The organism is Lysinibacillus sp. AR18-8 (assembly GCF_001705465.1).
GTDB classification, from domain to species: Bacteria; Bacillota; Bacilli; order Bacillales_A; family Planococcaceae; genus Lysinibacillus; species Lysinibacillus capsici.
Map to the genome: position 1 here is coordinate 91,225 of NZ_MDGU01000001.1, position 21,844 is coordinate 113,068.

General features: G+C 40.4%; 21 protein-coding genes and 2 riboswitches. Of the genes, 16 read left to right on the forward strand and 5 right to left on the reverse strand.

Going from position 1 to position 21,844, the window contains the following annotated elements; all coding sequences use genetic code 11:
• Window positions 1–198: 198 nt before the first annotated feature.
• Together BFM98_RS00440 and BFM98_RS00445 are read left to right on the forward strand one after the other, a co-directional pair.
• Window positions 199–1,287, forward strand: a complete 1,089-nt coding sequence (locus BFM98_RS00440; RefSeq protein WP_066036238.1) for a glycosyltransferase — start codon at window positions 199–201, stop codon at window positions 1,285–1,287.
• Between the two features lie 118 nt (window positions 1,288–1,405).
• Entirely contained in the window at window positions 1,406–1,846 is a 441-nt protein-coding gene (locus BFM98_RS00445; protein WP_066036239.1) for a GNAT family N-acetyltransferase, read from the forward strand.
• A gap of 93 nt (window positions 1,847–1,939) precedes the next feature.
• Here the strand turns inward: BFM98_RS00445 and BFM98_RS00450 are convergent, their stop codons facing one another.
• The 5 genes from BFM98_RS00450 to BFM98_RS00470 form a co-directional block, all read right to left on the reverse strand.
• Window positions 1,940–5,440, reverse strand: coding sequence for a S8 family serine peptidase (locus tag BFM98_RS00450; protein WP_066036240.1), 3,501 nt, complete (start codon window positions 5,438–5,440; stop codon window positions 1,940–1,942).
• Between the two features lie 147 nt (window positions 5,441–5,587).
• A complete protein-coding gene (locus BFM98_RS00455; RefSeq protein ID WP_048392341.1) occupies window positions 5,588–6,424 on the reverse strand; it encodes an energy-coupling factor ABC transporter ATP-binding protein in 837 nt (278 codons plus the stop codon).
• Window positions 6,421–7,194 carry a cobalt ECF transporter T component CbiQ gene (cbiQ, locus tag BFM98_RS00460; protein ID WP_066036241.1) on the reverse strand — a complete coding sequence of 258 codons (774 nt, stop codon included), beginning with the start codon at window positions 7,192–7,194 and terminating at the stop codon, window positions 6,421–6,423. Before cbiQ ends, BFM98_RS00455 begins: the two co-directional genes overlap by 4 nt.
• Window positions 7,195–7,199: 5 nt before the next feature.
• Window positions 7,200–7,472, reverse strand: a complete 273-nt coding sequence (locus BFM98_RS00465; RefSeq protein ID WP_009370241.1) for an energy-coupling factor ABC transporter substrate-binding protein — start codon at window positions 7,470–7,472, stop codon at window positions 7,200–7,202.
• Between the two features lie 3 nt (window positions 7,473–7,475).
• Window positions 7,476–8,222: an energy-coupling factor ABC transporter permease gene (locus BFM98_RS00470; RefSeq protein ID WP_048392343.1), complete on the reverse strand. Its 747-nt coding sequence runs from the start codon at window positions 8,220–8,222 to the stop codon at window positions 7,476–7,478.
• A 149-nt stretch (window positions 8,223–8,371) separates the two neighbouring features.
• Window positions 8,372–8,556: riboswitch (cobalamin riboswitch) on the reverse strand.
• 251 nt (window positions 8,557–8,807) lie between these two features.
• Window positions 8,808–8,989, forward strand: a riboswitch (cobalamin riboswitch).
• Window positions 8,990–9,135: 146 nt separating this feature from the next.
• Between BFM98_RS00470 and BFM98_RS00475 the strand changes: the two genes are divergently transcribed.
• From BFM98_RS00475 to BFM98_RS00540, 14 genes are read left to right on the forward strand one after another with little or no spacing between them, the layout of a single operon-like run.
• Window positions 9,136–9,507: a (2Fe-2S) ferredoxin domain-containing protein gene (locus BFM98_RS00475; protein ID WP_004231296.1), complete on the forward strand. Its 372-nt coding sequence runs from the start codon at window positions 9,136–9,138 to the stop codon at window positions 9,505–9,507.
• A 4-nt stretch (window positions 9,508–9,511) separates the two neighbouring features.
• Window positions 9,512–11,179, forward strand: a complete 1,668-nt coding sequence (gene cobJ, locus BFM98_RS00480) for a precorrin-3B C(17)-methyltransferase (RefSeq protein ID WP_048392344.1) — start codon at window positions 9,512–9,514, stop codon at window positions 11,177–11,179.
• Between the two features lie 14 nt (window positions 11,180–11,193).
• Window positions 11,194–12,129 carry a sirohydrochlorin chelatase gene (locus BFM98_RS00485; protein ID WP_066036242.1) on the forward strand — a complete coding sequence of 312 codons (936 nt, stop codon included), beginning with the start codon at window positions 11,194–11,196 and terminating at the stop codon, window positions 12,127–12,129.
• Window positions 12,126–12,887: a precorrin-6A reductase gene (gene cobK / locus BFM98_RS00490; RefSeq protein WP_004231302.1), complete on the forward strand. Its 762-nt coding sequence runs from the start codon at window positions 12,126–12,128 to the stop codon at window positions 12,885–12,887. The genes BFM98_RS00485 and cobK overlap by 4 nt, the downstream gene beginning before the upstream one ends.
• A 12-nt stretch (window positions 12,888–12,899) precedes the next feature.
• On the forward strand, window positions 12,900–13,559 hold the full coding sequence (locus tag BFM98_RS00495) for a precorrin-8X methylmutase (protein ID WP_004231303.1): 660 nt from the start codon (window positions 12,900–12,902) through the stop codon (window positions 13,557–13,559).
• Window positions 13,559–14,692 (forward strand): cobalt-precorrin-5B (C(1))-methyltransferase, encoded by a 1,134-nt coding sequence (locus tag BFM98_RS00500; RefSeq protein ID WP_004231305.1) that lies wholly within the window; start codon window positions 13,559–13,561, stop codon window positions 14,690–14,692. The genes BFM98_RS00495 and BFM98_RS00500 overlap by 1 nt, the downstream gene beginning before the upstream one ends.
• Entirely contained in the window at window positions 14,667–15,869 is a 1,203-nt protein-coding gene (gene cbiE, locus BFM98_RS00505; RefSeq protein ID WP_254659971.1) for a precorrin-6y C5,15-methyltransferase (decarboxylating) subunit CbiE, read from the forward strand. The genes BFM98_RS00500 and cbiE overlap by 26 nt, the downstream gene beginning before the upstream one ends.
• Window positions 15,862–16,569, forward strand: coding sequence for a precorrin-2 C(20)-methyltransferase (gene cobI / locus BFM98_RS00510; protein ID WP_004231310.1), 708 nt, complete (start codon window positions 15,862–15,864; stop codon window positions 16,567–16,569). The genes cbiE and cobI overlap by 8 nt, the downstream gene beginning before the upstream one ends.
• Window positions 16,569–17,354, forward strand: coding sequence for a precorrin-4 C(11)-methyltransferase (cobM, locus tag BFM98_RS00515; RefSeq protein ID WP_004231312.1), 786 nt, complete (start codon window positions 16,569–16,571; stop codon window positions 17,352–17,354). Before cobI ends, cobM begins: the two co-directional genes overlap by 1 nt.
• Complete coding sequence (locus tag BFM98_RS00520; RefSeq protein WP_066036244.1) at window positions 17,347–18,468, forward strand: cobalt-precorrin 5A hydrolase; 1,122 nt, start codon at window positions 17,347–17,349, stop codon at window positions 18,466–18,468. The genes cobM and BFM98_RS00520 overlap by 8 nt, the downstream gene beginning before the upstream one ends.
• An 11-nt stretch (window positions 18,469–18,479) precedes the next feature.
• Window positions 18,480–19,847 (forward strand): cobyrinic acid a,c-diamide synthase CobB, encoded by a 1,368-nt coding sequence (locus BFM98_RS00525; RefSeq protein ID WP_048392351.1) that lies wholly within the window; start codon window positions 18,480–18,482, stop codon window positions 19,845–19,847.
• The gene (locus tag BFM98_RS00530) at window positions 19,840–20,478 is read left to right on the forward strand and encodes a precorrin-2 dehydrogenase/sirohydrochlorin ferrochelatase family protein (RefSeq protein WP_009370253.1); all 639 of its coding nucleotides are present in this window, start codon (window positions 19,840–19,842) and stop codon (window positions 20,476–20,478) included. The genes BFM98_RS00525 and BFM98_RS00530 overlap by 8 nt, the downstream gene beginning before the upstream one ends.
• Complete coding sequence (gene cobA, locus BFM98_RS00535) at window positions 20,475–21,242, forward strand: uroporphyrinogen-III C-methyltransferase (protein ID WP_054549204.1); 768 nt, start codon at window positions 20,475–20,477, stop codon at window positions 21,240–21,242. The genes BFM98_RS00530 and cobA overlap by 4 nt, the downstream gene beginning before the upstream one ends.
• Window positions 21,243–21,275: 33 nt before the next feature.
• Window positions 21,276–21,836 carry a nitroreductase family protein gene (locus BFM98_RS00540; RefSeq protein ID WP_048392353.1) on the forward strand — a complete coding sequence of 187 codons (561 nt, stop codon included), beginning with the start codon at window positions 21,276–21,278 and terminating at the stop codon, window positions 21,834–21,836.
• Window positions 21,837–21,844: the final 8 nt, after the last annotated feature.

Consider the following 21,844-nt stretch of genomic DNA (forward strand, 5'->3'; position numbering starts at 1 on the left):
TTAATACAATATGCGTAGACGTAGTGCTACTGTAGGCAATTGCTTATTTTAGGATGTTTTTAAGAGAGTGTTTTTAGATAGAATTTTTATGTTTACTAGAGATATGGCATAAGAAAGACGAAAATTTACTAACATAAGCACATTTAGCAAGAGAGGTCATAAACTAGCGAGAGCGCTTTTTTTAGAAAGAGGGATACGATGACAAAAAGAATAGCATTTATTTGTAGCGTGGAATCTTACAAACTTTCGGATGCCCATATTTTCAAAGATTTGTGTCTAGTGCCTATTTTATTGGGGGAACATTTAGGCTATGAGGTCACTATTGTCACGACAGAAATGAATGAAGCTCTACTTCAACAAGTCTTTCCCACTGTAAAATTTGAGTCTGTACCATTTGAAGATGATTATGTGGTGAATATGAATGCCTATTTAGCCCAGCATGCAAGGGACATCGACATTGCCTTTGCTATTGGACCCTATCCATCCTATTTAGCTATTTTGAAAACCTATAAGCATTTTAATCCAAATGGCAAAATTTATATGAAATTAGATGTTAATCGATTTTGGCTAAATCGATTAAAAACCTATCCCTATTTTTTAGAGTTGTTGCAGCTTTGTGATCTCCTTACCTCTGAATGCATATCTATTCAAACAGCAATCAAAGACTTTTCACAATTGGATGTTAAACATATACCCAATGGTTTTTATGAACATTTCCCCACAGAGCCAGTGCCGTTTCACGAGAAAGAAAATAGAATTCTAACAGTTGGGCGATTGGATGCACCAGAAAAGCAAACAATTTTGACAGTTAAGGCATTTTTAGCAGCACAACTGCCAGATTGGGAGCTTCGTTTAGTAGGGCCGATGTCAGTCTCATTTCAAGAAGAGCTGAGACTATTACTAGATAGTCATCCGCTTGCCGCTCAAGTAACGATGGTAGGACCTGTTGTTGATAAGGTTCAGCTAGAAGAGGAGTATCGTAAGGCTAAAATTTTTTGCTTAACGTCTTTAGTCGAATGCTATGCCCATGTCTTTGCGGAGGCAGCTAAAAATGGTTGCTATATCGTGACAACAGATGTGGATGGTGCTGCTGATATTACACAACAACAGCGTTTTGGTACAATCCATCCTACACATGATTGGGAGGCGATAGGTCGGACATTGCAACAAGTTGCAGCACAGGAATCATTATTGGCAGATACTTGTGTCCAGCTTCAAGCATTTGCCCGCAAGGAATTAAATTGGAGGCAGATCGTCAAGAAGGTTGCCAATTATTTAGGTGAATAAAAGTGAATCTTTTCTGGATTGAGAGGAGTATTCTTTTCTTTATACCAGTATTTCCTATATAATAAAAACTAGTTTTATAAAGCTAGACAATCATGGGTAGACACAAGGGGAGACTAGAATGGAAATACTACAAGCAACAATGGAAGAACTAGAGGACTTAGCAAAACTGTTTGATGAATATCGTCAATTTTATGGAATTGAGTCAGATATAAGCAGTGCCAAGGCATTTTTACAATTACGATTGGCCTTGAAAGAATCCGTCATTTTTATCGCGCTGATGGATGACAAGATAATTGGATTTACACAATTATATCCAACATTTTCGTCCATTGCTTTACAGCGAGCCTATATTTTAAATGATATTTATGTAACAGAAGATGCTAGAGGCCTAGGGGTGGGCAAGGCATTGATGGAAAAGGTATTTCATTATTGCGAGCAACAGTATGCTCGCTATGTCACGTTACAAACGGCGGCTGATAATGTAAATGCACGTAAGCTTTATGAAAAGCTACAAATGAAGCAAGATGAATATTGTAATTATGTTAAATATTTTATGTAAGCCGAAGTGGTGAATCTCATCGTTGGATGAAAATGCTTCTTTCAGATCATAAATATCCCCTAGATCGTTTTGATCTAGGGGATATTTTTAATTCTAACTATTTATTTCAAGCGTATAGGGTTGTGTGCTAGCTTTGCCATCAAACTCACTTACTTCAATATAGTATTTGCCTGCATCAAGCTCCACCGTACCAACCTCGGCATCACCAACACCGTAAAGATCGAATGTTTTGACGGTTTTTCCGTTTGCATCTAACACTCGAATAACACCATCCAACGCTTTTTCTGTTTGGAGTGAGAAGAAGACTTCGCGTTTCTGATCGTTATTCCATTCAAAATAGTCTTTATCACCAAATGGTATACCTGCATTTAAATATTGCGTTGCAACCCATTTCTCATCCTTTTTTACAAGAACAGATGGCTTGCTAGGTACTCCATTTACTAATTTTGAATCCGCATCTTCATCCACATGCTTATGATCAAACAATGTTAATGTATAAGGCTGAATCGATACTTGGCCAAGCCCCATGCTGTTGACTAGAATAAAATAGCCTCGATCCTTCTTCGCCTTAAACGATGTATTTACATCGTTTGTACCCATCATTCCAAGTAACATTTCAAGAATATTATCACCTAAGCCAAATGGAATTTCTGTCTCCATTTCTTTGGCATCAATCTTCATATTGCCGTTCGTATCTTCGATGATAGCTCCTGCAAATTTCAAGTCTTTTTGTAGTTCTTTAGGTAGCTGAGCTAATTGTTCATTTGTAAAGGGAACCGAAGAAAGAAGCAGACTCATGACTTCATCATTGCCTTGTTGCTTATAGTAATAATAATCTACATCATCTTGATAAATCAGGTGGTCTCTATAAGTAGTACCTGGTTGAATTTTTAGCGCTTTTGCTTCCTCATGATTGTTTGGATTGTACTCTGCTGGAATATCGCCTATTTTCTTTGTTTTCAATGTATAAGGCTCAGCAGATCGTTCTCCAGCATTGACAACGGCTACCACGTATGTTTTGTCCTTTTTCAATGGTATGACCTTTGCATCGTCTTCGTTACCAGCTGAACCAAGTAGTAGTGCCAGTATACCAAGGTCATTAGTTAAGGAAGAAACGGGAATTAATTCTTTTGTTTCTTCATCATATTCAAACACTGTACCTGTCGGCATTTGGTTCATGCCTTTCAAAAAGCTGAAGCTATAAAGGGCGTCTTCCTTCGCTTTAAATAAGAAATAATCCTCATCATAATCTGTTTGGAAATAAGCTTTTTGATCGTCACCTATTTCAAAGCGGATTGCCTGCTTAATGATAGGGTCAACATTTTCTAGGTTGCCTGAAGCCGTAGGATTCAATAACATACTCATCAGGCTGTCAATTTCATTACGTTTTTTTATGTTGTTTTCTATAAGCGGTAATTGGCTCTCTGGAACATTTTCTTCGATCATGGCTTCATCTACAGGTAGACCATCCTCATCAGGTGGGAGGGAAACTACTTCACCTTTTAATGTGTAAGGGATCATCGATTCGCTGATCGTTTCTTCTTTTTCGATGCCGCCACTAAAGAACATCTCCATAGAAAACTCGCTATTACTTTCATTAGATACACTTAAAACGTACTCTTGATCTGGAACAGCGTCGATAATCATACGAACCGGTTCACCTTTTGCTGTACCATAAGCGGTCTGCATTGGATAGGCTTCTTCTTCACCTTCATCATTTTCAGCTTGATCGATTTCTTCTGGTGGCACAGGATTAAAGTCATCTTTTAGATAAAGCTCCATAGAGGCAGTGACACCTGGAATTCCCGATAGATCAAATTGTAACGTCGTCGGTTTTTTGACAGAGAACGTGAAGTAATCTTGATCTTGTTGTTGATCTTTTGACAGTAATGTATAGTTTTTACCTGCTGTACTGTATGGGAACTTTTTAATAGGCTCCATCGTAGACTTGTCTATTGTATCAATTGGCAAGTCCTTCGTCGTTTGTGCTGTAAAAATGTAAGTAGATTTGCCTTTTAAACTATAGCTTCCATTATGATCTTTGACACCAATAACAAGCGTTCCCTTTTGATCTGCTTTAAATAGATAACCTTCTTTTTTTCCTACGCGAACATCATTGACATGGATAGGCTCTACATCTCCAATCCCGCTATTTGGGTAGAAATATAAATCAAAGGCATAGTCGTATTTGTCAGCGCCTTTTAATGTTAATTGAGCATATTCATTTTCTTCTAAATCGACTTTATACCATTTCTTTTCGTCTTGCTGTTCAAAAGCACCCTGTTCTGTATTTAGCTTATTTTTAGCAAGGATCTTGGCGTTCTTAATACGATCTTCCTTTGTCTCTGAATAATGCTTAGGCAATTTATTTAAATCAAATTGTAATGCTTTTACAGGATCAACTAATCCGTGACCATAAGTAAGATCATAGCCTTTCTCGCCCAAATCTTGTGCGGTCATTTCTAAAATCGCTTCTATTTGATGCGGTTTTAAAGATGGGTCTTTGGATTTAAGAAGAGAGGCGATACCTGCCACGACAGGAGAAGCCATGGATGTTCCACTAAACTTGACAAAAGATGATCCTTTCTTCGCATCATGAACGGTACTATAAATGTCTTCACCTGGTGCAACAATATCCACAGATGGTCCGTAATTGGAGTAGCTTGATAGTTTGTTGCGTTCGTTTGTTGAACCAACACTAATGACACCTTCGAAAGAAGCGGGGAAGGAATATTCATCTGTCGATTCATTTCCTGCGGCCGCCACAATTGTAATCCCACTATCAATCGCCTTCTGAACGGCTTCCTTCATCAGGGGAGATTCACCATAGCCTCCTAGACTCATATTAATGACGTCAACGCCCTGCTCAATTGCATAAAGAATACCCTGTGCAATAATGAAATCATTAGCACCTTCTTTGCCGTTAAATACATCAATTGGCAGTAACTTTGCATTCGGATTAATCCCATGCCCACCTACGCCATTATCTTTTGCTGCGGCGATAATACCTGCCACATGTGTTCCGTGATCGCCTGAATAGGTAGTATTAGCAGGTGCTGCTGCATTATAGGGTGGGAGTACTTGTGACTTTAGATCGGGGTGTTTAAAATCTACACCAGAATCAATGACAGCAACTGTGACATCATGGTTGCCTGCTAATTCTAGTGCCTTATCCATTTGCAGTAAGTTTAAATGATACATCTCTTGTTTTTTAGGATCAGCTTCTTTATTAAAAGAATGATAGATGTAACTAGGAGATACACTTGATATTCCGTTTTGCTTTAAATAGTAAGAGACGGCTTTTTCGATCGATACGCCTTTATTTAGTTGTACAACATCATACCCTAATGAAGGAATGGAGCGGATGACCTTGGAGCCAATTTTTTTATGTACGTTTTTATCAAGACCTGAATGCTTGATAACAATTGTATCCTTACTCATCCATTTTTCTTCATTCTTCTCTGTTTGTTTCGCACTGTTTGCCAGCATGTTTTTCGCTTTATGCTGAGGTGCCTCAGCAAAGGCAGAAGCAGCAGGAACCATGAGTGCAGCAGATGCTACAACAGCGACTGATTTTTTATACCAACTTTTCAATTGTTATCTCTCCTTGGTGTTATAAATTAAATCTCGACTATATTAATACGGACAAAGATTAGAAAAGTTTCGTAATGGAGGAAAATTTTTCTTTGCTATTTTAATTTTTGGTAGGTATAACGAAAAAACCTAGCATTATTAAAAGCTTTAGATCTGTTCTATTAATTGTTGTAGCTCCTGCTTGGAACGAGGGATGTTGATATTTTCCTGCAATAGCTTCTTTTTTTGCAAAGCTATGACCATTTCAAAAATCCATGGACGTTCAAGATGCGCGCGATGTAACAATTCGTCTTCATAAAACAAGGTGATTGGATCACCGTTATAAATAATTTTTCCAGCCTCCATAACAATGATTAGATCTGCCCATTCATAGGCGAGAGGTATGTCATGGGTTGCTAGTAAAATGGTTCTCTCACCATCATCTAATTTGGCTAAGTATTGTAATACTTGTGTAGCATAATAATTATCAAGACCTGCTGTTGGTTCATCTAACAAAAGGACAGAGGGCTCCATCGCTAAAACACCTGCCATTGCTACACGTTTTTTCTGACCTACGCTTAAAAAATGAATGGGTTTATCAAGCAAATCTTCCACTTCGGTTTGCGCAACGGCCCATGCTATTTTTTCTTCCGTTTTTTCAGTAGACCAGCCGAGATTCAATGGGCCAAATGCTATATCTTGCTTGACGGTCCCTGAAAAAAGCTGATGATCTGCATTCTGAAAAACAATGCCGACTTTTTGGCGTAGGGCCTTTAAAGCTTTTCGACTATATTCCAGATCGTTGCCTTCGAATACAATCGTTCCAGCTGTAGGTTTTAAAATACCGTTAAGATGCTGAAATAAAGTCGATTTTCCTGCGCCATTATGTCCGAGTATGGCGATTTTTTTACCTTTTGGAATGTCTAATGTAATATCTGACAACGCCTTCGTACCATCCGCATAGGCATAAGATAATTGGTTGAGTTCAAAATAAAATGCTGTCATGTAAAATACCCTCCATATATGATGAGGACTAGTAAAATAGCTGCCATGCCTAGCCAATTTTTCTTGCTATAAGAGCCCATCTCTTGCCAGTAGACGGCCTCGCCTCCACGTGATTGCACGGCATTGTTGAGCTCTCGGCTACGCTGAAACATTTCCACAAATAATGTCACAATAAGCATGGAGACAGAGCGTAGCCATTGCATCGGTGAATGATAGCCAAGACGTGCTTGCTGGGCGAGATGTATATTTTGCATGCTTTCTAAAAACATAAAAATAAAACGATAGATTAGTTCGACGAGCTCCACTAATAAAGAGGGGAGTCGCCATTGTCGTAGCACATAACATATTCCTTGTACGGAAGTGGTTAGAATTAAAAAGTATAAACAACTAATGCTACCAAGGACAATAAAGAACAGCTGTTGCGCTGCTAACACACTTGCATTCCCAATAAAGACAGCCCAATTCCTAAATGTAAACGACCAAATATGGGCAGGGAGTGTATTCGTTGATGATGTAAAGGAAAGTAAAATAGATACGAGACTTGTTAATAAGAAAAAGCTAGGTAGCAATAATAATTTGCCGTAGTATGCAAGCGGAATTTTTGCACCTAAAATGATAAAAGCACTCATTACAAAAAATGTAATGAGTGAAAGTCGTTCATCTCTCATGATGAGCGTTATGAGAAGTAGTCCAAGTGAAAATATCATTTTTTCTAGCGGATGAACGGACGCTAGCTTATTCAGATAGGCATACTTATCAATGAGTAACATAATGGTTAACCTTCTTTGTGTTTGCCACGCATATAGCCGATGAAGTAGCCAATAAAGCCAGCTCCTATAGCTGCCTGTAGCACGAATAATAAGCTTTCGATTTCACCACTTGGTGGCTCCCATAGACTTTCAAACCATGGTTCATATTCCGCATTAATTTCACCAATAGCTGCTTCTGCTTCTCCATCAGCACCACCAAATTCAGCACCTTTTTGTATGAATAAGGGAATGATGGCTAACAACACAACAATTGCTAATAACAATAAATTTTTCTTCATTTGTTAATGTGCCTCCTTTGTTGAGAAAACACGTAACGTTTTTAATTCGCTAACATTGTATTTTTTCAAGAAATTCATCACAATGACCGTTAAAATTCCTTCACTCACTGCTAAAGGAATTTGAGTTAAGGCAAAAATACCTGCAAACTTTGTAAAGGATGCCATAAAGCCTCCAACCTCTGAAGGAAAGGCTAGTGCTAGTTGTACAGAAGTCACAATGTATGTACCTAAATCACCAAGCATAGCTGCAAAGAATATGGCTAGTGAAAATGACAACCCTACTTTTTGAGCCCCTTTAAAGACAAAGTAAGCAATAAAAGGACCAACAATAGCCATAGAAAAGGCATTAGCCCCTAAAGTTGTAATTCCTCCATGAGCTAATAATAAAGATTGAAATAATAAAACGATTGTTCCAATTACACTCATTGCTAGAGGGCCAAAGAGTACTGTCCCAAGTCCTACACCAGTTGGGTGAGAGCAACTACCTGTAACTGAAGGGATTTTTAGGGCGGATAGCACAAAGGCAAAGGCTCCTGAAAGCCCCAAAAGCATTTTTGTTTCAGGATTTTCATCAATGGTTTTTCGAATAGAACGCAATCCTAGAATGATAAATGGGATAGAGATCACCCACCAAAAAATAGCCCATTCGATTGGTAAAAAACCTTCCATGATATGCATGGCAAAGGCACGTTTTGGCACGATTAAAAAGGCCAGTAAAAAATAACTAAGTTTCCACCATGATAATTTCAAAAAGCTTTCCTCCTAACTAATTAATAGATTTTTAGAATATTGCGTGCGTAATTAAAAAAAGCACTTCTCCTTAGGTGGAAAAGTGCATAGCTAAAAAAGCAAATAACAGTCTCATCTGCTAAGCCGCACACCTATCCTCGTAGGTTGAAACGATCACTTATTTTTCGGCAGGTCTCCTGGCTCTAGTTCAATGCTTTATAGGTCTTCCCATCCGTTAGACAGTGACATATTCTATAAAGCTCCCTATTACAGTGGCGGGACCGCGCCGGACTCAAACCGGCTTCCCTTTTAAGCAAAATGACAAGCACTTTGCACCGAAAAAAATTCAAATTGTGAGATTTCACGACAAAGTGTAACATGAATTTCCATAAATATGCTATACCTTTTATGAAATTTTTTTAATTAAAGGTCAACGGTGAATATTCTGATAAAATTTTGTGCGCAAATTATATAGATTGTATAAATTTCATACCTAGTTCCATTCAAAATTGATAAATTTGTCATAAATTTTTAAAGAAATATTGAAATTTTAAAATAATAAGATATGATAAAGACAGTTTTCTATTTAAAATTCTAATAAAAATTTCATATAAAACGTCAATAAGTGCTCGAATAGCTCGAGATAATAGGGAAATTGGTGAAAATCCAATACAGCCCCCGCTACTGTAATAGCTGATGAAATCGCAAAGCCACTGGTGCAAACTTGGGAAGGTGCGACAGTAAAATGAAGCTTAAGTCAGGAAACCTGCTTATTTGATTGTGCATGCAAACTTTTCGGAGGGAGAAGTTGAAGCGAAAGCGGGTACCTGTATTTCATTCTATTCGTTTTTATTTGGCTTCTACAAAACCTTTACTCTTCGTTATAGAGTAAAGGTTTTTCTTTTTCCAAAAAGCAAATGAGGGGAGACAGAAGATGACAACTTGGAATTTAGAGGGGATGAAAACACATCTCTTTATTTGCAATGGCAGTAGCTGCATGAAAAAGGATGGGGAGGAAATTACCTTAGCCATTCGAGATGAGATACAGCGGCAAGCACTCGATCAGGAAATACATACGACAAGAACGCGCTGTAATGGACGCTGCAAGGATGCTTGTGTGGTAATCGCTTATCCTCAAGGAAACTGGTATCGTGTGCCATCAACAGAGCATGCTAGAACACTAGTACAAGATTTACATCATGAATCCTTATACAACGAACATGTCTTTACACTTCGTGAAGGTACATTACAGCGTACTGCTCAAACAACTGCTATTAAAGGGATCGAAAAGGTGAAAGAGGGGTAACAACATGGCGCAAAAAGGAAAAATTTTCGTAGTAGGCTTTGGACCTGGAGATTTTAAGCATATTACGACACGTGCAGTAGAGGCTTTACAACAAAGTGATATGATTATAGGCTATAAAACCTATGTAGAGCTGATTCAAGATTTAGTAAGTGCAAAATCGATTGTTAGTACAGGCATGACAGAAGAAGTGTCGCGTGCACAGGAAGCCGTTCGTCAAGCCGAAGCAGGGAGCATCGTCTCAGTAATTTCGAGTGGTGATGCAGGCGTCTATGGCATGGCAGGATTAGTCTATGAGGTGTTAATTGAGCTAGGCTGGACAGAAGCAACAGGAATTGAAGTTGAAATTGTTCCTGGGATTTCTGCGATTAATTCATGCGCTAGCATACTTGGTGCACCTATTATGCATGATGCTTGTACAATCAGTTTGAGTGACCATCTAACACCTTGGAATTTAATTGCAAAGCGTGTCGAGGCAGCTGCAATGGCGGACTTTGTCATTGCTTTATACAATCCTAAAAGTGGACGTCGAACAAGACAAATTGTCGAGGCTCAACGAATACTCTTAGAATATCGTTCGCCAGACACACCAGTTGGGCTTGTGAAAAGTGCCTATCGAGAACGTCAAGAAGTGACCATGACAACACTAGCAGAAATGCTAGAACATGATATTGGTATGTTGACAACTGTCATTATCGGGAATTCGTCAACATTTTTCTATGACAATAAGATGATTACGCCCCGCGGTTACCAACGTAAATATACTCTGGGTGAAGAGAAACAGCCATTACGTCCACATCAACGTTTACGCGAAGAAAATGAACCTTGGGCAATGAACCAAGAGACGGGAACAGCGCGAAATGACTTTACGGCTGACCCTAATGCAGGGCGCTTTAATAAACCCAGTATAGCCGCTACGCCAAAGCCTAAAAAAACAGCTCTTGAAATGGCTACAGCGGCACTTGCAATGGTAAAAGGGACAAGCGCAGTCAAAGTAACACCGAAGCTTGTACAGCAAAAAATAGAATCTATTTTTGAATTAGCAGTAAGTCCTGGTGTAGCCAATAAGTTTTTTACTCCCCAGCAAATGATGACGTTAGCGGAGGTCGTTGGGGATGAGGGGACGATGGAATACACACCAGATCATCAAATTCATTTGAAAATACCAACGACTGCCCCTGAACAGATCACAGAGAAATTACAGGAAGTAGGGTTTTTATTAGCCCCGATTGGTGATGTGTTATCACTGAAGGCTTGTGATTTTTGCTACGGTGAAAAGGCTGATTCAATACCATATGCAGAGGAAATACAAGAAAAACTAGGCGGTATGTCCTTACCGAAGACATTAAATATTGGCTTTAATGGCTGTGGGATGGCCTGTTATCGGGCTGTATTTGATGATATTGGTATCGTCTACCGCAAAAGTAAATTTGATGTCTTTATTGGAGCAAAACCAGTCGGTCGTACAGCACACGCAGCACAGCCTGTTGTAGAAGGGCTGGAGCCTGAGCAGCTGATTCCACTCATTACAGATATTATTGAAGAATATAAAGCAAATGCTCATCCAAATGAACGCTTATTTAAATATTTTAAACGTGTGAAAAAAATACTGCATTTTACGTATCAAGATATGTCTTCCAAAATAAAAGTAGAGCCAGCTCCGTGCGGCGACTAGTAAGGAGTAGAGAGATGAAAGCTATTTTATTTGTCGGCCATGGGAGCCGTTTAGCAGCAGGAAATGATGAGGTTCGTACATTTATCGAACAAATGACACCGCGTATTGATGAACAATTTTTAGTGGAAACTTGTTTCCTTGAATTTGCTTCACCTAACATCGAAGAAGGTATTACAAACTGTGTGAAAAAGGGAGCTACAGAGGTACATGTAATTCCAATCATTTTACTGCATGCAGGCCATTCAAAGCTGCATATTCCAGCGGAAATCGAGCATGCACGTGAGCATTATCCAACGATTACCTTCACATATGGTCAAACAATTGGTATCCATGATGAAATCTTTGCCATTTTACAAGATCGCCTAGCTGAAATTGGCTTTAATTCAGAACAAGAGCAGGAAGACACAGCGATTTTATTGATTGCACGAGGTGGCAGTGATCCATCTGCTAATGGTGATTTTTATAAAATCACGCGACTTTTATGGGAAAAACTACCTGTAAAATACGTAGAAAGTGCTTTTATGGGTGTCACAGATCCACGAGTTGAAGAAGGAATTGAACGTTGTGTCAAACTAGGTGCAAAAAAAATCATCATGTTACCATACTTTTTATTCACAGGCATTTTGATGGAACGCATGCATGGCATGTGTGAGAAGTTTAATGAACTTTATCCAGATTGTGATATTCAAATTGCTAACTATTTTGGCTACCATGAACGGTTACAAAATGTTTTATTAGAGCGTATTGAACAGGCAATCAACGGTACATCAACAGGTATGCAAGATCTAGAAGATTATCGCGCCTATGCGGCAGTACATGGACATGCACATCATCATCACCATCACGATCACGATCATGGACATGCGCATCATCATCATCACGACCATCACGATCATGGGCATGACCATCATGACCATGACCATCATCATGAAGAGGAGCCGGTAAAATGATTTTCATGTTAGCAGGGACAAGTGATGCAAGGGATCTAGCCCTTGCATTACAACGTGCAGGTTATGCGGTAACCGCTACGGTCGTCACTGAATCGGCAGCCTCTAGTCTTGCTGACGTTGGTCTGCCACATTTAATCGGTAGACTGACAGCTGAGGAAATGGCGACCATCATGACAGAGCAGGGCTATCAATTGGTGGTAGATGCTTCTCATCCATTTGCGGAGGAAGCCTCTAAAAATGCGATGGCAGCGGCAGAGCAGGCAAAGATTCCTTATATTCGCTATGAAAGAGCTCATGAACATTATGCCCATCCTTTGATTACTGTTGTAAAGGATTATGAGGAGGCAGCTCAGCTAGCTGCAGAAAAACGCGGTGTCATTATGCTAACGACAGGTAGTAAAACACTCGCTACATTTACAAGGGTTTTACAGGGCTTAGAAAACACAAGAGTAATCGCTCGTATGCTTCCACGACTGGATAATATGGAAAAATGTGAGGCACTTGGCGTGGCGCAGCGAGATATTGTGGCTATTCAAGGTCCGTTTTCAAAGGAATTAAATGAAGCTCTATTTCGTCAATACGGAGTGACGTTGATGATTACCAAAGAAAGCGGTAAAGTGGGCTCAGTTGATGAGAAGCTAGAGGCAGCTCTCGCATGCCAGATTGAAACGATTCTTATTGCACGACCAAATATACAGTACGGCCAACAATATTCAACATTTGAAGAAGTATTACAGGCTGTTGAACATACAATTTAGGAGGCATTTTCCATGGATTTTAAAACAGATTTTAAACCATTAACGGTAGACCCAGATAAAATTTACGATTACAGTTTCTCTATTATTGCAGAGGAAATGGGCGAGCATGACTTCTCAGAAGATGAATGGAAAGTTGTACGTCGCATTATCCATGCATCAGCTGATTTCGAGCTAGGTCGTAGTGTCATCATTACACCAGGTGCTATTGAAGCGGGTATCAAGTCTATTCTTGCAGGACGTCATGTCATTGCAGATGTGCAAATGATTGAAAGTGGCTCTGGTAAAAAGCGTTTCCAAAAACATGGTGGTGATTTGCATTGCTATATTGCGGATGAAGATGTATCAATAGAAGCGAAAAAACAAAATACAACACGTGCCATTATTTCGATGCAAAAGGCATCAAAATTACATGAAGGTGGTATTTATGCCATTGGTAATGCACCGACTGCATTGCTGGAATTGATTCGATTAATTAAAGAAGGGCTAGCAAAACCAGATTTAATTATCGGTATGCCTGTTGGTTTTGTGTCAGCAGCTGAGTCAAAAGAAGAGCTGCTTAAACTAGAAGGGATTCCGTACATTACAAATGTTGGTCGTAAAGGCGGTAGTACAGTGACGGTTGCTGCTTTAAATGCCATCTCACTTTTAGCGGACGAACAGGCGAAAAAATAATGGAGCGGAAGCCAAAAAAGGACCCCAAGGACATGCGTCACGGTTACACGACGGGAGCCTGTGCAACTGCTGTATCAAAGGCTGCACTGCTTGCCCTTATTACTAAGGAGGAGCAAGAGACAAGTACGATTCATTTACCTATTGGTCGAGATGCAACCTTTACAATTGAAAAATGCATATTTGAAGAAAATGCTGTCAGCTGTGAAACGATTAAAGATGCTGGTGATGATCCTGATGCGACCCATCAGGCACTCATCGTTGGCACAGTGAGCTGGGCAGATACACCTGGGATTCATTTAGATGGAGGTATTGGTGTCGGGCGTGTCACAAAGCCTGGCCTGCCAGTGCCTGTCGGAGAGGCAGCCATTAATCCTGTACCCCGTAAAATGATTTATAGCACGGTCCAAGGTGTGTTGGACGAATTTCACATTACTCGAGGCGTGAATGTGGTGATTTCTGTACCTAAGGGTGAGGAGATTGCTAAAAAAACGTTAAATGGACGACTCGGTATACTTGGGGGCATCTCAATCTTAGGCACAAGGGGAACCGTCGTGCCTTTTTCGAGTTCTGCTTATATGGCTAGTATTGTCCAAGCCATCAGTGTAGCGAAAGAGGCTGGCTGTGAGCATTTAGTGGTGACAACAGGTGGACGAAGTGAGAAGTTTGCGATGAAACAATACCCACATCTAGCAGAAGAAGCGTTTATTGAAATGGGTGACTTTGTAGGTTTTACATTAAAGCATTGTAAGCGTCTAGGCATCAAACAAGTTTCACTCGTTGGGATGATGGGGAAATTTTCTAAAGTCGCACAAGGAGTCATGATGGTGCATTCCAAAAGTGCACCAATCGATTTTAATTTTTTAGCACAACTGGCAGAGGATATAGGGGCAGATAGAGAAACGATAGCACAAGTTCTGGAGGCAAATACAGCTTCACAAGTAGGTGAGATGATGATGGAGAAGGGCTATGATGCGTTCTTCCATCGTTTATGTGAGGCTTGCTGCTATTCCTCTATCCATCATATTAAGGGCGGTTTAACGCTTTCCACATCGATCTATTCGATGCAGGGACAATTATTAGGAAGGGCTGATGACATTGCATCGATCGATGAAGTTGATTGGGATCGGGGATAACGGATTAGCAAGCTTATTACCTCAATACCTTCAGTGGATTGAAGACTGTGAGGTACTTGTTGGTGGTGAGCGAGTACTTGATTTTTTCCCAGACTATAGGGGTGAAAAAATCCTGATAAAAGGAGGTCTTTCAACACTTGTTGAAAGATTGTCTGAAGAAACAAGAAATACCGTGATTCTTGCATCTGGAGATCCATTATTTTATGGCATCGGAGGCTACTTAGCAAAAAAGCTACAAATAGAGGTTTATCCCTATATGAGCTCCGTCCAGCTTGCCTTTGCGAAAATGGGAGAGAGCTGGCAGGATGCTTACGTAACGAGTATTCATGGACGACCAATGAAGGGCCTGGCACAGCGAATTGATGGCAAAAAGAAAGTGGCACTTTTAACCGATGCAGAGAATAGTCCGAATGCTCTTGCTAAATATCTAAAGCATTTTGGTATGACGGAATATCGTGCGTTTGTAGCCGAAAATTTACAGGGCGACAACGAAAAAAGTGGCTGGTACTCGCTCGATGAAATGGAAGTTACTCATTTTTCTCCTTTAAATGTCGTGGTTTTAAAACAAACAATAGCACCGAAACGCTACACACTTGGGATTGATGATGAAGAATTTTCACAACGAAAGCCAGATAAAGGACTTATTACGAAGAAAGAAATTCGAGTTTTAAGTTTGCAAGCCATGCAGCTTCAACGGGATAGCATTATTTGGGATATTGGCACATGTACGGGATCAATGGCCATTGAGGCAGGTAAGCTTGCTCCTGAGGGACAAGTTTTTGCTGTAGAAAAAAATGCCCCTGATTTAGAAAACTGTCTTCAAAATCAACAAAAGTTTCGAGTCGATATAACTGCTATCCATAGTAAAGCACCAGAGGGTTTAGACAACTTTCCAGACCCTGATGCCATTTTCATCGGGGGCACTGGTGGTGAAATGGTTGAGTTACTGCAGTTATGCTGTCAGCGTTTAAAGCAAAATGGGCGCATTGTCTTAAATGCGGCGACTATTGAAAATTTATATAAAGCTGTTGAGGCATTTAAAGCTTGTGGTTTTGCTGTTGACATTTTACAGGCTCAGCTGGCACGCAGTAAACCAATTTTAGATATGACACGCTTTGTGCCATTAAATCCAATATACATTATTTCCGCTTATCGAAAGGAAGAAAATCATGAGTAATCTAGGAATTTTATATGGCTTGGGCGTTGGTCCTGGCGATCCAGAATTAATTACAGTAAAGGCATTTCGAGTGATTCAGGAATCACCTGTTATTGCTTACCCAAAAAAGCTAAAAGGCAGTAAAAGCTATGCCCATCGTATTGTAGATGTGTATATTAATCCAGAAGAAAAAGATATGCTTGGTCTTGTATTCCCAATGACGAAAGATGAGGCTGTTTTAGAACGTGAATGGACAAAGTCAGTAGAACTTGTCTACGAAAAATTACAAGCTGGCAAAGATGTAGCCTTTGTTACAGAGGGCGATCCATTATTGTATAGTACGTTTATTCATATGATGAAGCTAATGCAGGACAAGCATCCAGATGTCGAAATTCGTACGGTACCAGGGATTTCTTCTTTTAATGGCTCTGCATCACGCTTAGGCATTGCGTTAGCGGATGGTGATGATCGTGTTGCGATTATTCCTGCGTATGACAATTACGAAGCTATGCGTGAAGCGATTGAAACACATGATGCTGTTGTTTTTATTAAAGTGGCGAAAGTGATTGATTTAATGCTTGAAGTGCTACGCGATTTAGATTTATTAGATAAAGCATCCGTGGTGACAAAGGTAACATCTGATGAAGAAATCATTTGGGATGTGCGTGAGTTGGATGGTGTCGATTTAGAATATTTAACATTAATGGTGGTGCGTAAATAATGAAAAAAATCTATATTGTCGGCGCTGGTCCTGGTGATCCAGATTTAATTACAGTCAAAGGTTTACATATGTTACAAACAGCGGACGTTGTCATGTATACAGATTCTTTAGTGAGTGAGGACCTTATTGCGAAAGCTAGACCAGATGCGGAGGTCATTCGTACAGCTGGTATGCATTTGGAGGAAATGGTTGCTGTGATGGTGGACCGGGTCAATGCTGGTAAAACAGTGGCACGTATGCATACAGGTGACCCAGCGATGTATGGTGCCATTATGGAGCAGGTTGCGCTATTAAAAAAGGAAGGCATTGGGTATGAAGTCATTCCAGGAGTTAGCTCTGTATTTGCATCGGCCGCTGCTATCGGAGCCGAGCTAACAATTCCTGATCTAACCCAAACCCTTATTCTAACACGTGCAGAGGGGCGCACGCCTGTACCAGAATTTGAAAAGCTGCGTGATTTAGCGAGCCATCATTGTACAATTGCCTTATTCCTTAGTGCAACGCTGACGAAAAAAATTGTCAAAGAGCTACAGAGTGCTGGCTGGGCTGATGACACGCCTGTAGCAGTTATTCAACGTGCTTCATGGCCTGATCAAAAAATTGTACGAACGACTTTAATTGAATTAGATGAAGCGATGCGTGTGAATGGTATTCGTAAGCATGCGATGATTTTAGCGGGCTGGGCATTAGACCCGAACATTCATGATAAAGATCAATATCGTTCGAAGTTATATGATGCAAGCTTTACACATGGCTTTAGAAAAGGTGTGAAGACGAGTGATTGAGTTACAAGAGGGCGTGTTACCAGAGGTTGATCAACGTAATCCTTATGCCGTTGTAGCCATTACGAAGCATGGTGTCCAAATAGGACGTCGTCTGCAGCAAACTTTTGCAGCAAGTGATTTATATTATATGAGTAAATTTGAACAAGGCGATGAAGAAGAAAAGCATATTCAACTATTTACAGGAACAGTGCGCCTGCTATTGCCAACACTATTTAAGCAATATAAAGGGTTGATTTTAATTATTTCACTAGGGGCAGTTGTACGAATGATTGCACCGATTTTAAAGGATAAAAAGACAGACCCTGGCGTTGTGGTGATTGATGATCGAGGGGAAAATGTTATTAGCGTATTATCAGGGCATTTAGGTGGTGCCAATGAGCTAACACACGAGGTGGCAGCTGCACTTGGTGCAAATCCAATTATTACAACCGCTTCTGATGTGCAAAAGACGATTCCAGTTGATTTATTTGGAGCCCGCTTTGGCTGGGTATGGGATAGTGCGGATAAATTGACACCTGTTAGTGCATCTGTCGTAAATGAGGAACATGTGGCCATTGTACAGGAAACAGGCGAACGTGATTGGTGGATGCGTGATACACCGATGCCAGAGCAAATTAAAATCTATCCATCCACACAGGCAGCCATCCAAGCTACTCCCCATGCCACATTATTAATAACAGATCGAATCATTGAACCTGAAGAAGAGGTTCTTCTAGAAAATGGTGTTATTTATCGACCAAAATCCATTGTGCTAGGAATGGGCTGTAACCGTGGTACATCGTTAGAGGAAATTGAACAAGTAATCGATGAAACCTTGGCAGAGCTAAAGCTCTCGAAAAAAAGTGTGAAAGCCTTATGTACGATTGATTTGAAGAAAGATGAGCAATGTTTCCTAGAGATTACGAAGAAATATGATTGGGAGTTCGTTACGTATACACCGAATGAATTAAATGAAATTGAATTTCCATCACCCTCTGAAACAGTTTTTAAATATACAGGCGCATACGGCGTGAGTGAACCAGCAGCTATGCGCTATGCACAGGTTCCATCACTTCTATTAGAGAAGAAAAAATCGGGTAATGCTACGATTTCAGTTGCTAGATACCTATTTTAAGGAGGAAGTCCATGCAAACAAATCGCTTTGTACTAGCTGGTACGGGTAGTGGTGTAGGCAAAACTACTTTTACCATTGGACTGATGAAGGCACTTCAAAACAAAGGGAACGTGGTACAGGGCTTTAAATGCGGTCCTGATTATATCGACCCAACCTATCATACAGCTGTAACGGGCAGAGTATCTCGTAATATTGATAGCTGGATGTTTTCACACGAAGCAGTCCGTGATATTGTGGCACGTGCAAGTATAGATGCAGATGTATCTATTATTGAAGGTGTGATGGGCTTTTATGACGGTAAAAGCCCTTTATCTGACGCTGGGTCTGCTGCTGATATTAGCGTAGTGACAGAGAGTCCTGTTATTTTAATTGTCAATTGTGCTAGCATGGCGCGTAGCGTAGCAGCAGTTGTGAAAGGCTTCCAATTACTATCAGATAAGCCGAATATCGTTGGTGTTATTGCGAACCAGGTTGGTAGTGTCGGTCATTACGAAATTGCGAAGGCAGCTATTGAACAAGAATGCGGCATACCTGTTATTGGCTACCTAAAGCGTGAGGAAGGGATCGATATCCCGAGTCGTCATTTAGGGTTAGTACCTGCTATTGAAAGAGGAGAGCTAGATTCATTTTTTGATAAACTAGGGAACCTGATGGCGGAAACGATTGATTTGGATCAATTAATACATTTAACAAAGGCTCCTATCTTGCAAGAATCAGGCCATTTATTTAGGGAGGAGCCTTCACGAAATATTTGTATAGCAGTTGCAAGAGATGCAGCTTTTAATTTTTATTATGAAGAAAACTTGGCTTTGTTACGTGCGAAAGGTGCGACACTACAGTTTTTCTCACCGCTTGCGAATGAGCCTGTACCAGCTGAAGCAGATGGCTTGTATATTGGTGGTGGCTTTCCTGAGGAATTTGCAGAGTCACTTGCTACCAATACAGTCGTTAAAGACTCTATTCGTCAAGTCATTGCTAAAGGTCTTCCAACATTAGCTGAGTGTGGGGGCTTTATGTATTTAACAGAGGCCATTACAAATAGCCATGGCGACCGCTATGACATGGTAGGGGTAATTCCTGGAGAAGTGGCGATGCAAACAAAACTAGCAGCACTTGGTTATCGTGAAATTTTTGGCACAGCCGATAATTTCTTAATTGGTGCTGAGGAACAAGCGAAGGGCCATGAGTTCCATTATTCCAAATATAGTGGTTCTCACAATACAGCAGCCTATGAAACGATTGGTCGTTTTGGCAAAAAGAAAGAAGGCTATCAAGAAGGAAATTTAGTGGCTGGCTATACTCATTTCCATTTTGTATCAAACCCAAAGCTAGTTGACAATTGGTTAACAGCTTGTAAGAAGGTGAAAAGTAATGACTAATTATTTTCCTATTCATATCAATCTAGAATATAAAACAGTTGTGATTGTAGGCGGGGGTCACGTGGCAACGCAGAAGGTAGCATCCCTGTTACCAGCAAAGGCAAACATCGTGATTGTCAGTCCAACCTTACATAACACATTACAGTCACTTGCAGAGTCAGGGCAAATTACTTGGAAGCAAAAGGAATTTGAACCTCGTGATTTAGATGACGCCATTCTCATTATCGCTGCAACGAATGTGACAGCAGTTAACGAAGCCGTTCAAGAAGCAGCACAGCATTGGCAATTAATCAACCGAACAGATAAACAAAGTGAAAGTGATTTTATTACGCCTGCTACTGTTCGCCGTGGTCCATTGGTGGTAACTGTTTCGACATCGGGAGCAAGCCCAAGTCTAGCCCGCAAGATTAAAGCAGATTTAGAAGAGCAATTCGATGATGCTTATGATGACTATGTATGCTTTTTACAGCAAGCTCGATTAATGATTGCTGCTAAGTATGATAAAGGTCCACAAAGACGTGCGGCATTACAAGCATTGCTAGAGCCAAACATCCTTGAATGGACACGTCATGGTGAGATCGATCGACGAGAAGCATATTTACAACAACTATTGATGGGAGCAACGCAATGAAGGATGGAATCGTATATATCGTGGGAGCAGGTCCTGGCGATCCGAAGCTCATTACTGTGTATGGACTGGAATGTATTCAAAAGTCTGATGTAATTGCTTATGACCGTCTTGTAAATCCTAAATTGCTTGATTTTGCAAAAAAGGATGCGGAGCTAGTTTATTGTGGCAAATTACCTGGGAAGCATCATCTTATTCAAGAGGAAATAAATGCATTACTCGTTGAAAAAGCACAAGAAGGTAAAATTGTTACACGCCTAAAAGGTGGCGATCCCTTTGTTTTTGGACGTGGCGCGGAGGAAGCTGAAATATTAAAAAATCATGGCATTGCCTATGAAATCGTTCCGGGGATTACAGCAGGAATTGCAGCTCCTGCATACGCAGGAATTCCAGTTACACATAGGGACTTCGCGACAAGCTTTGCCCTTGTAACTGGACATGGTCGTGAAGAAAAAGGACAAGATTTTTTGAATTGGCCCGCTTTAGCTACGGGTATAGATACCGTTGCCTTTTATATGAGCGTTGGTAATATTGCCTACATTGCTCGCAAATTAATCGAAAATGGACGGAAGGCAACAACGCCAGTAGCGGTCATTGAGTGGGGAACAACTGCTCAGCAACGCACGATTACAGGGCCGCTAGATGAGATAGCCAGCATCATTGAGCGTGAAGGGTACCATAACCCTTCTATGATTGTTGTTGGCGAGGTTGTCAATGTACGGGAAAAAATTCAATGGTTTGAAGAGCAAGGACTTACCTTTTCATAATCATTTCTTATAAGCGCACAAGGAGGAAGCACTATGACTGTCATTGAAGCATTAAAAAAACGTCGAGCAATTCGTAATTACACGACACAACCAGTAGAGAAAGAAAAAATTGAGCAAATTTTACAGGCAGCAACCTATGCACCAAATGACCGGATGCGTGAGCCCTGGCATTTTTATGTCATTCAAGATGAAGCCATGAAGCGTTATGAAGAAATGGCAAGTGCTTATTTACAAGAACGCTTTCCCACGAAGCCAAATTTAGTGGAAAGTTCATTAAAGGTTGTACAAACAACCCCTGTAGCCATTGTGGTGACAGCTGACATAGTAGAAGGGGACACAGATGCGACAGAAGATAATGTCTTTGCTGTATGTAGTGCCATTATGTCTATGTGGTTGACAGCAGAGGAGCTAGGTCTTGGCTTTGTTTGGCGTACACGTGGTGTTGGCCTCGTACATGATCCTCGTATGCATACGTTTATTGGTGCAAGCGACGCTCAAAAAGTAGTTGGTACAATATTTATTGGCTACCCACAGGAGCAAGAACAAACCGACAAGAAACGAACGCCGTTTGCAGAAAAGACAACATGGCTGTAAGGAGGCTA

Coding starts and splice junctions, on each gene's coding strand:
- BFM98_RS00440 (WP_066036238.1), top strand. CDS start 199: ATGACAAAAAGAATAGCATTTATTTGTAGCGTGGAATCTTACAAACTT.
- BFM98_RS00445 (WP_066036239.1), top strand. CDS start 1,406: ATGGAAATACTACAAGCAACAATGGAAGAACTAGAGGACTTAGCAAAA.
- BFM98_RS00455 (WP_048392341.1), bottom strand. CDS start 6,424: ATGACAGCATTTTATTTTGAACTCAACCAATTATCTTATGCCTATGCG.
- cbiQ (WP_066036241.1), bottom strand. CDS start 7,194: ATGTTACTCATTGATAAGTATGCCTATCTGAATAAGCTAGCGTCCGTT.
- BFM98_RS00465 (WP_009370241.1), bottom strand. CDS start 7,472: ATGAAGAAAAATTTATTGTTATTAGCAATTGTTGTGTTGTTAGCCATC.
- BFM98_RS00475 (WP_004231296.1), top strand. CDS start 9,136: ATGACAACTTGGAATTTAGAGGGGATGAAAACACATCTCTTTATTTGC.
- cobJ (WP_048392344.1), top strand. CDS start 9,512: ATGGCGCAAAAAGGAAAAATTTTCGTAGTAGGCTTTGGACCTGGAGAT.
- BFM98_RS00485 (WP_066036242.1), top strand. CDS start 11,194: ATGAAAGCTATTTTATTTGTCGGCCATGGGAGCCGTTTAGCAGCAGGA.
- cobK (WP_004231302.1), top strand. CDS start 12,126: ATGATTTTCATGTTAGCAGGGACAAGTGATGCAAGGGATCTAGCCCTT.
- BFM98_RS00495 (WP_004231303.1), top strand. CDS start 12,900: ATGGATTTTAAAACAGATTTTAAACCATTAACGGTAGACCCAGATAAA.
- BFM98_RS00500 (WP_004231305.1), top strand. CDS start 13,559: ATGGAGCGGAAGCCAAAAAAGGACCCCAAGGACATGCGTCACGGTTAC.
- cbiE (WP_254659971.1), top strand. CDS start 14,667: ATGAAGTTGATTGGGATCGGGGATAACGGATTAGCAAGCTTATTACCT.
- cobI (WP_004231310.1), top strand. CDS start 15,862: ATGAGTAATCTAGGAATTTTATATGGCTTGGGCGTTGGTCCTGGCGAT.
- cobM (WP_004231312.1), top strand. CDS start 16,569: ATGAAAAAAATCTATATTGTCGGCGCTGGTCCTGGTGATCCAGATTTA.
- BFM98_RS00525 (WP_048392351.1), top strand. CDS start 18,480: ATGCAAACAAATCGCTTTGTACTAGCTGGTACGGGTAGTGGTGTAGGC.
- BFM98_RS00530 (WP_009370253.1), top strand. CDS start 19,840: ATGACTAATTATTTTCCTATTCATATCAATCTAGAATATAAAACAGTT.
- cobA (WP_054549204.1), top strand. CDS start 20,475: ATGAAGGATGGAATCGTATATATCGTGGGAGCAGGTCCTGGCGATCCG.
- BFM98_RS00540 (WP_048392353.1), top strand. CDS start 21,276: ATGACTGTCATTGAAGCATTAAAAAAACGTCGAGCAATTCGTAATTAC.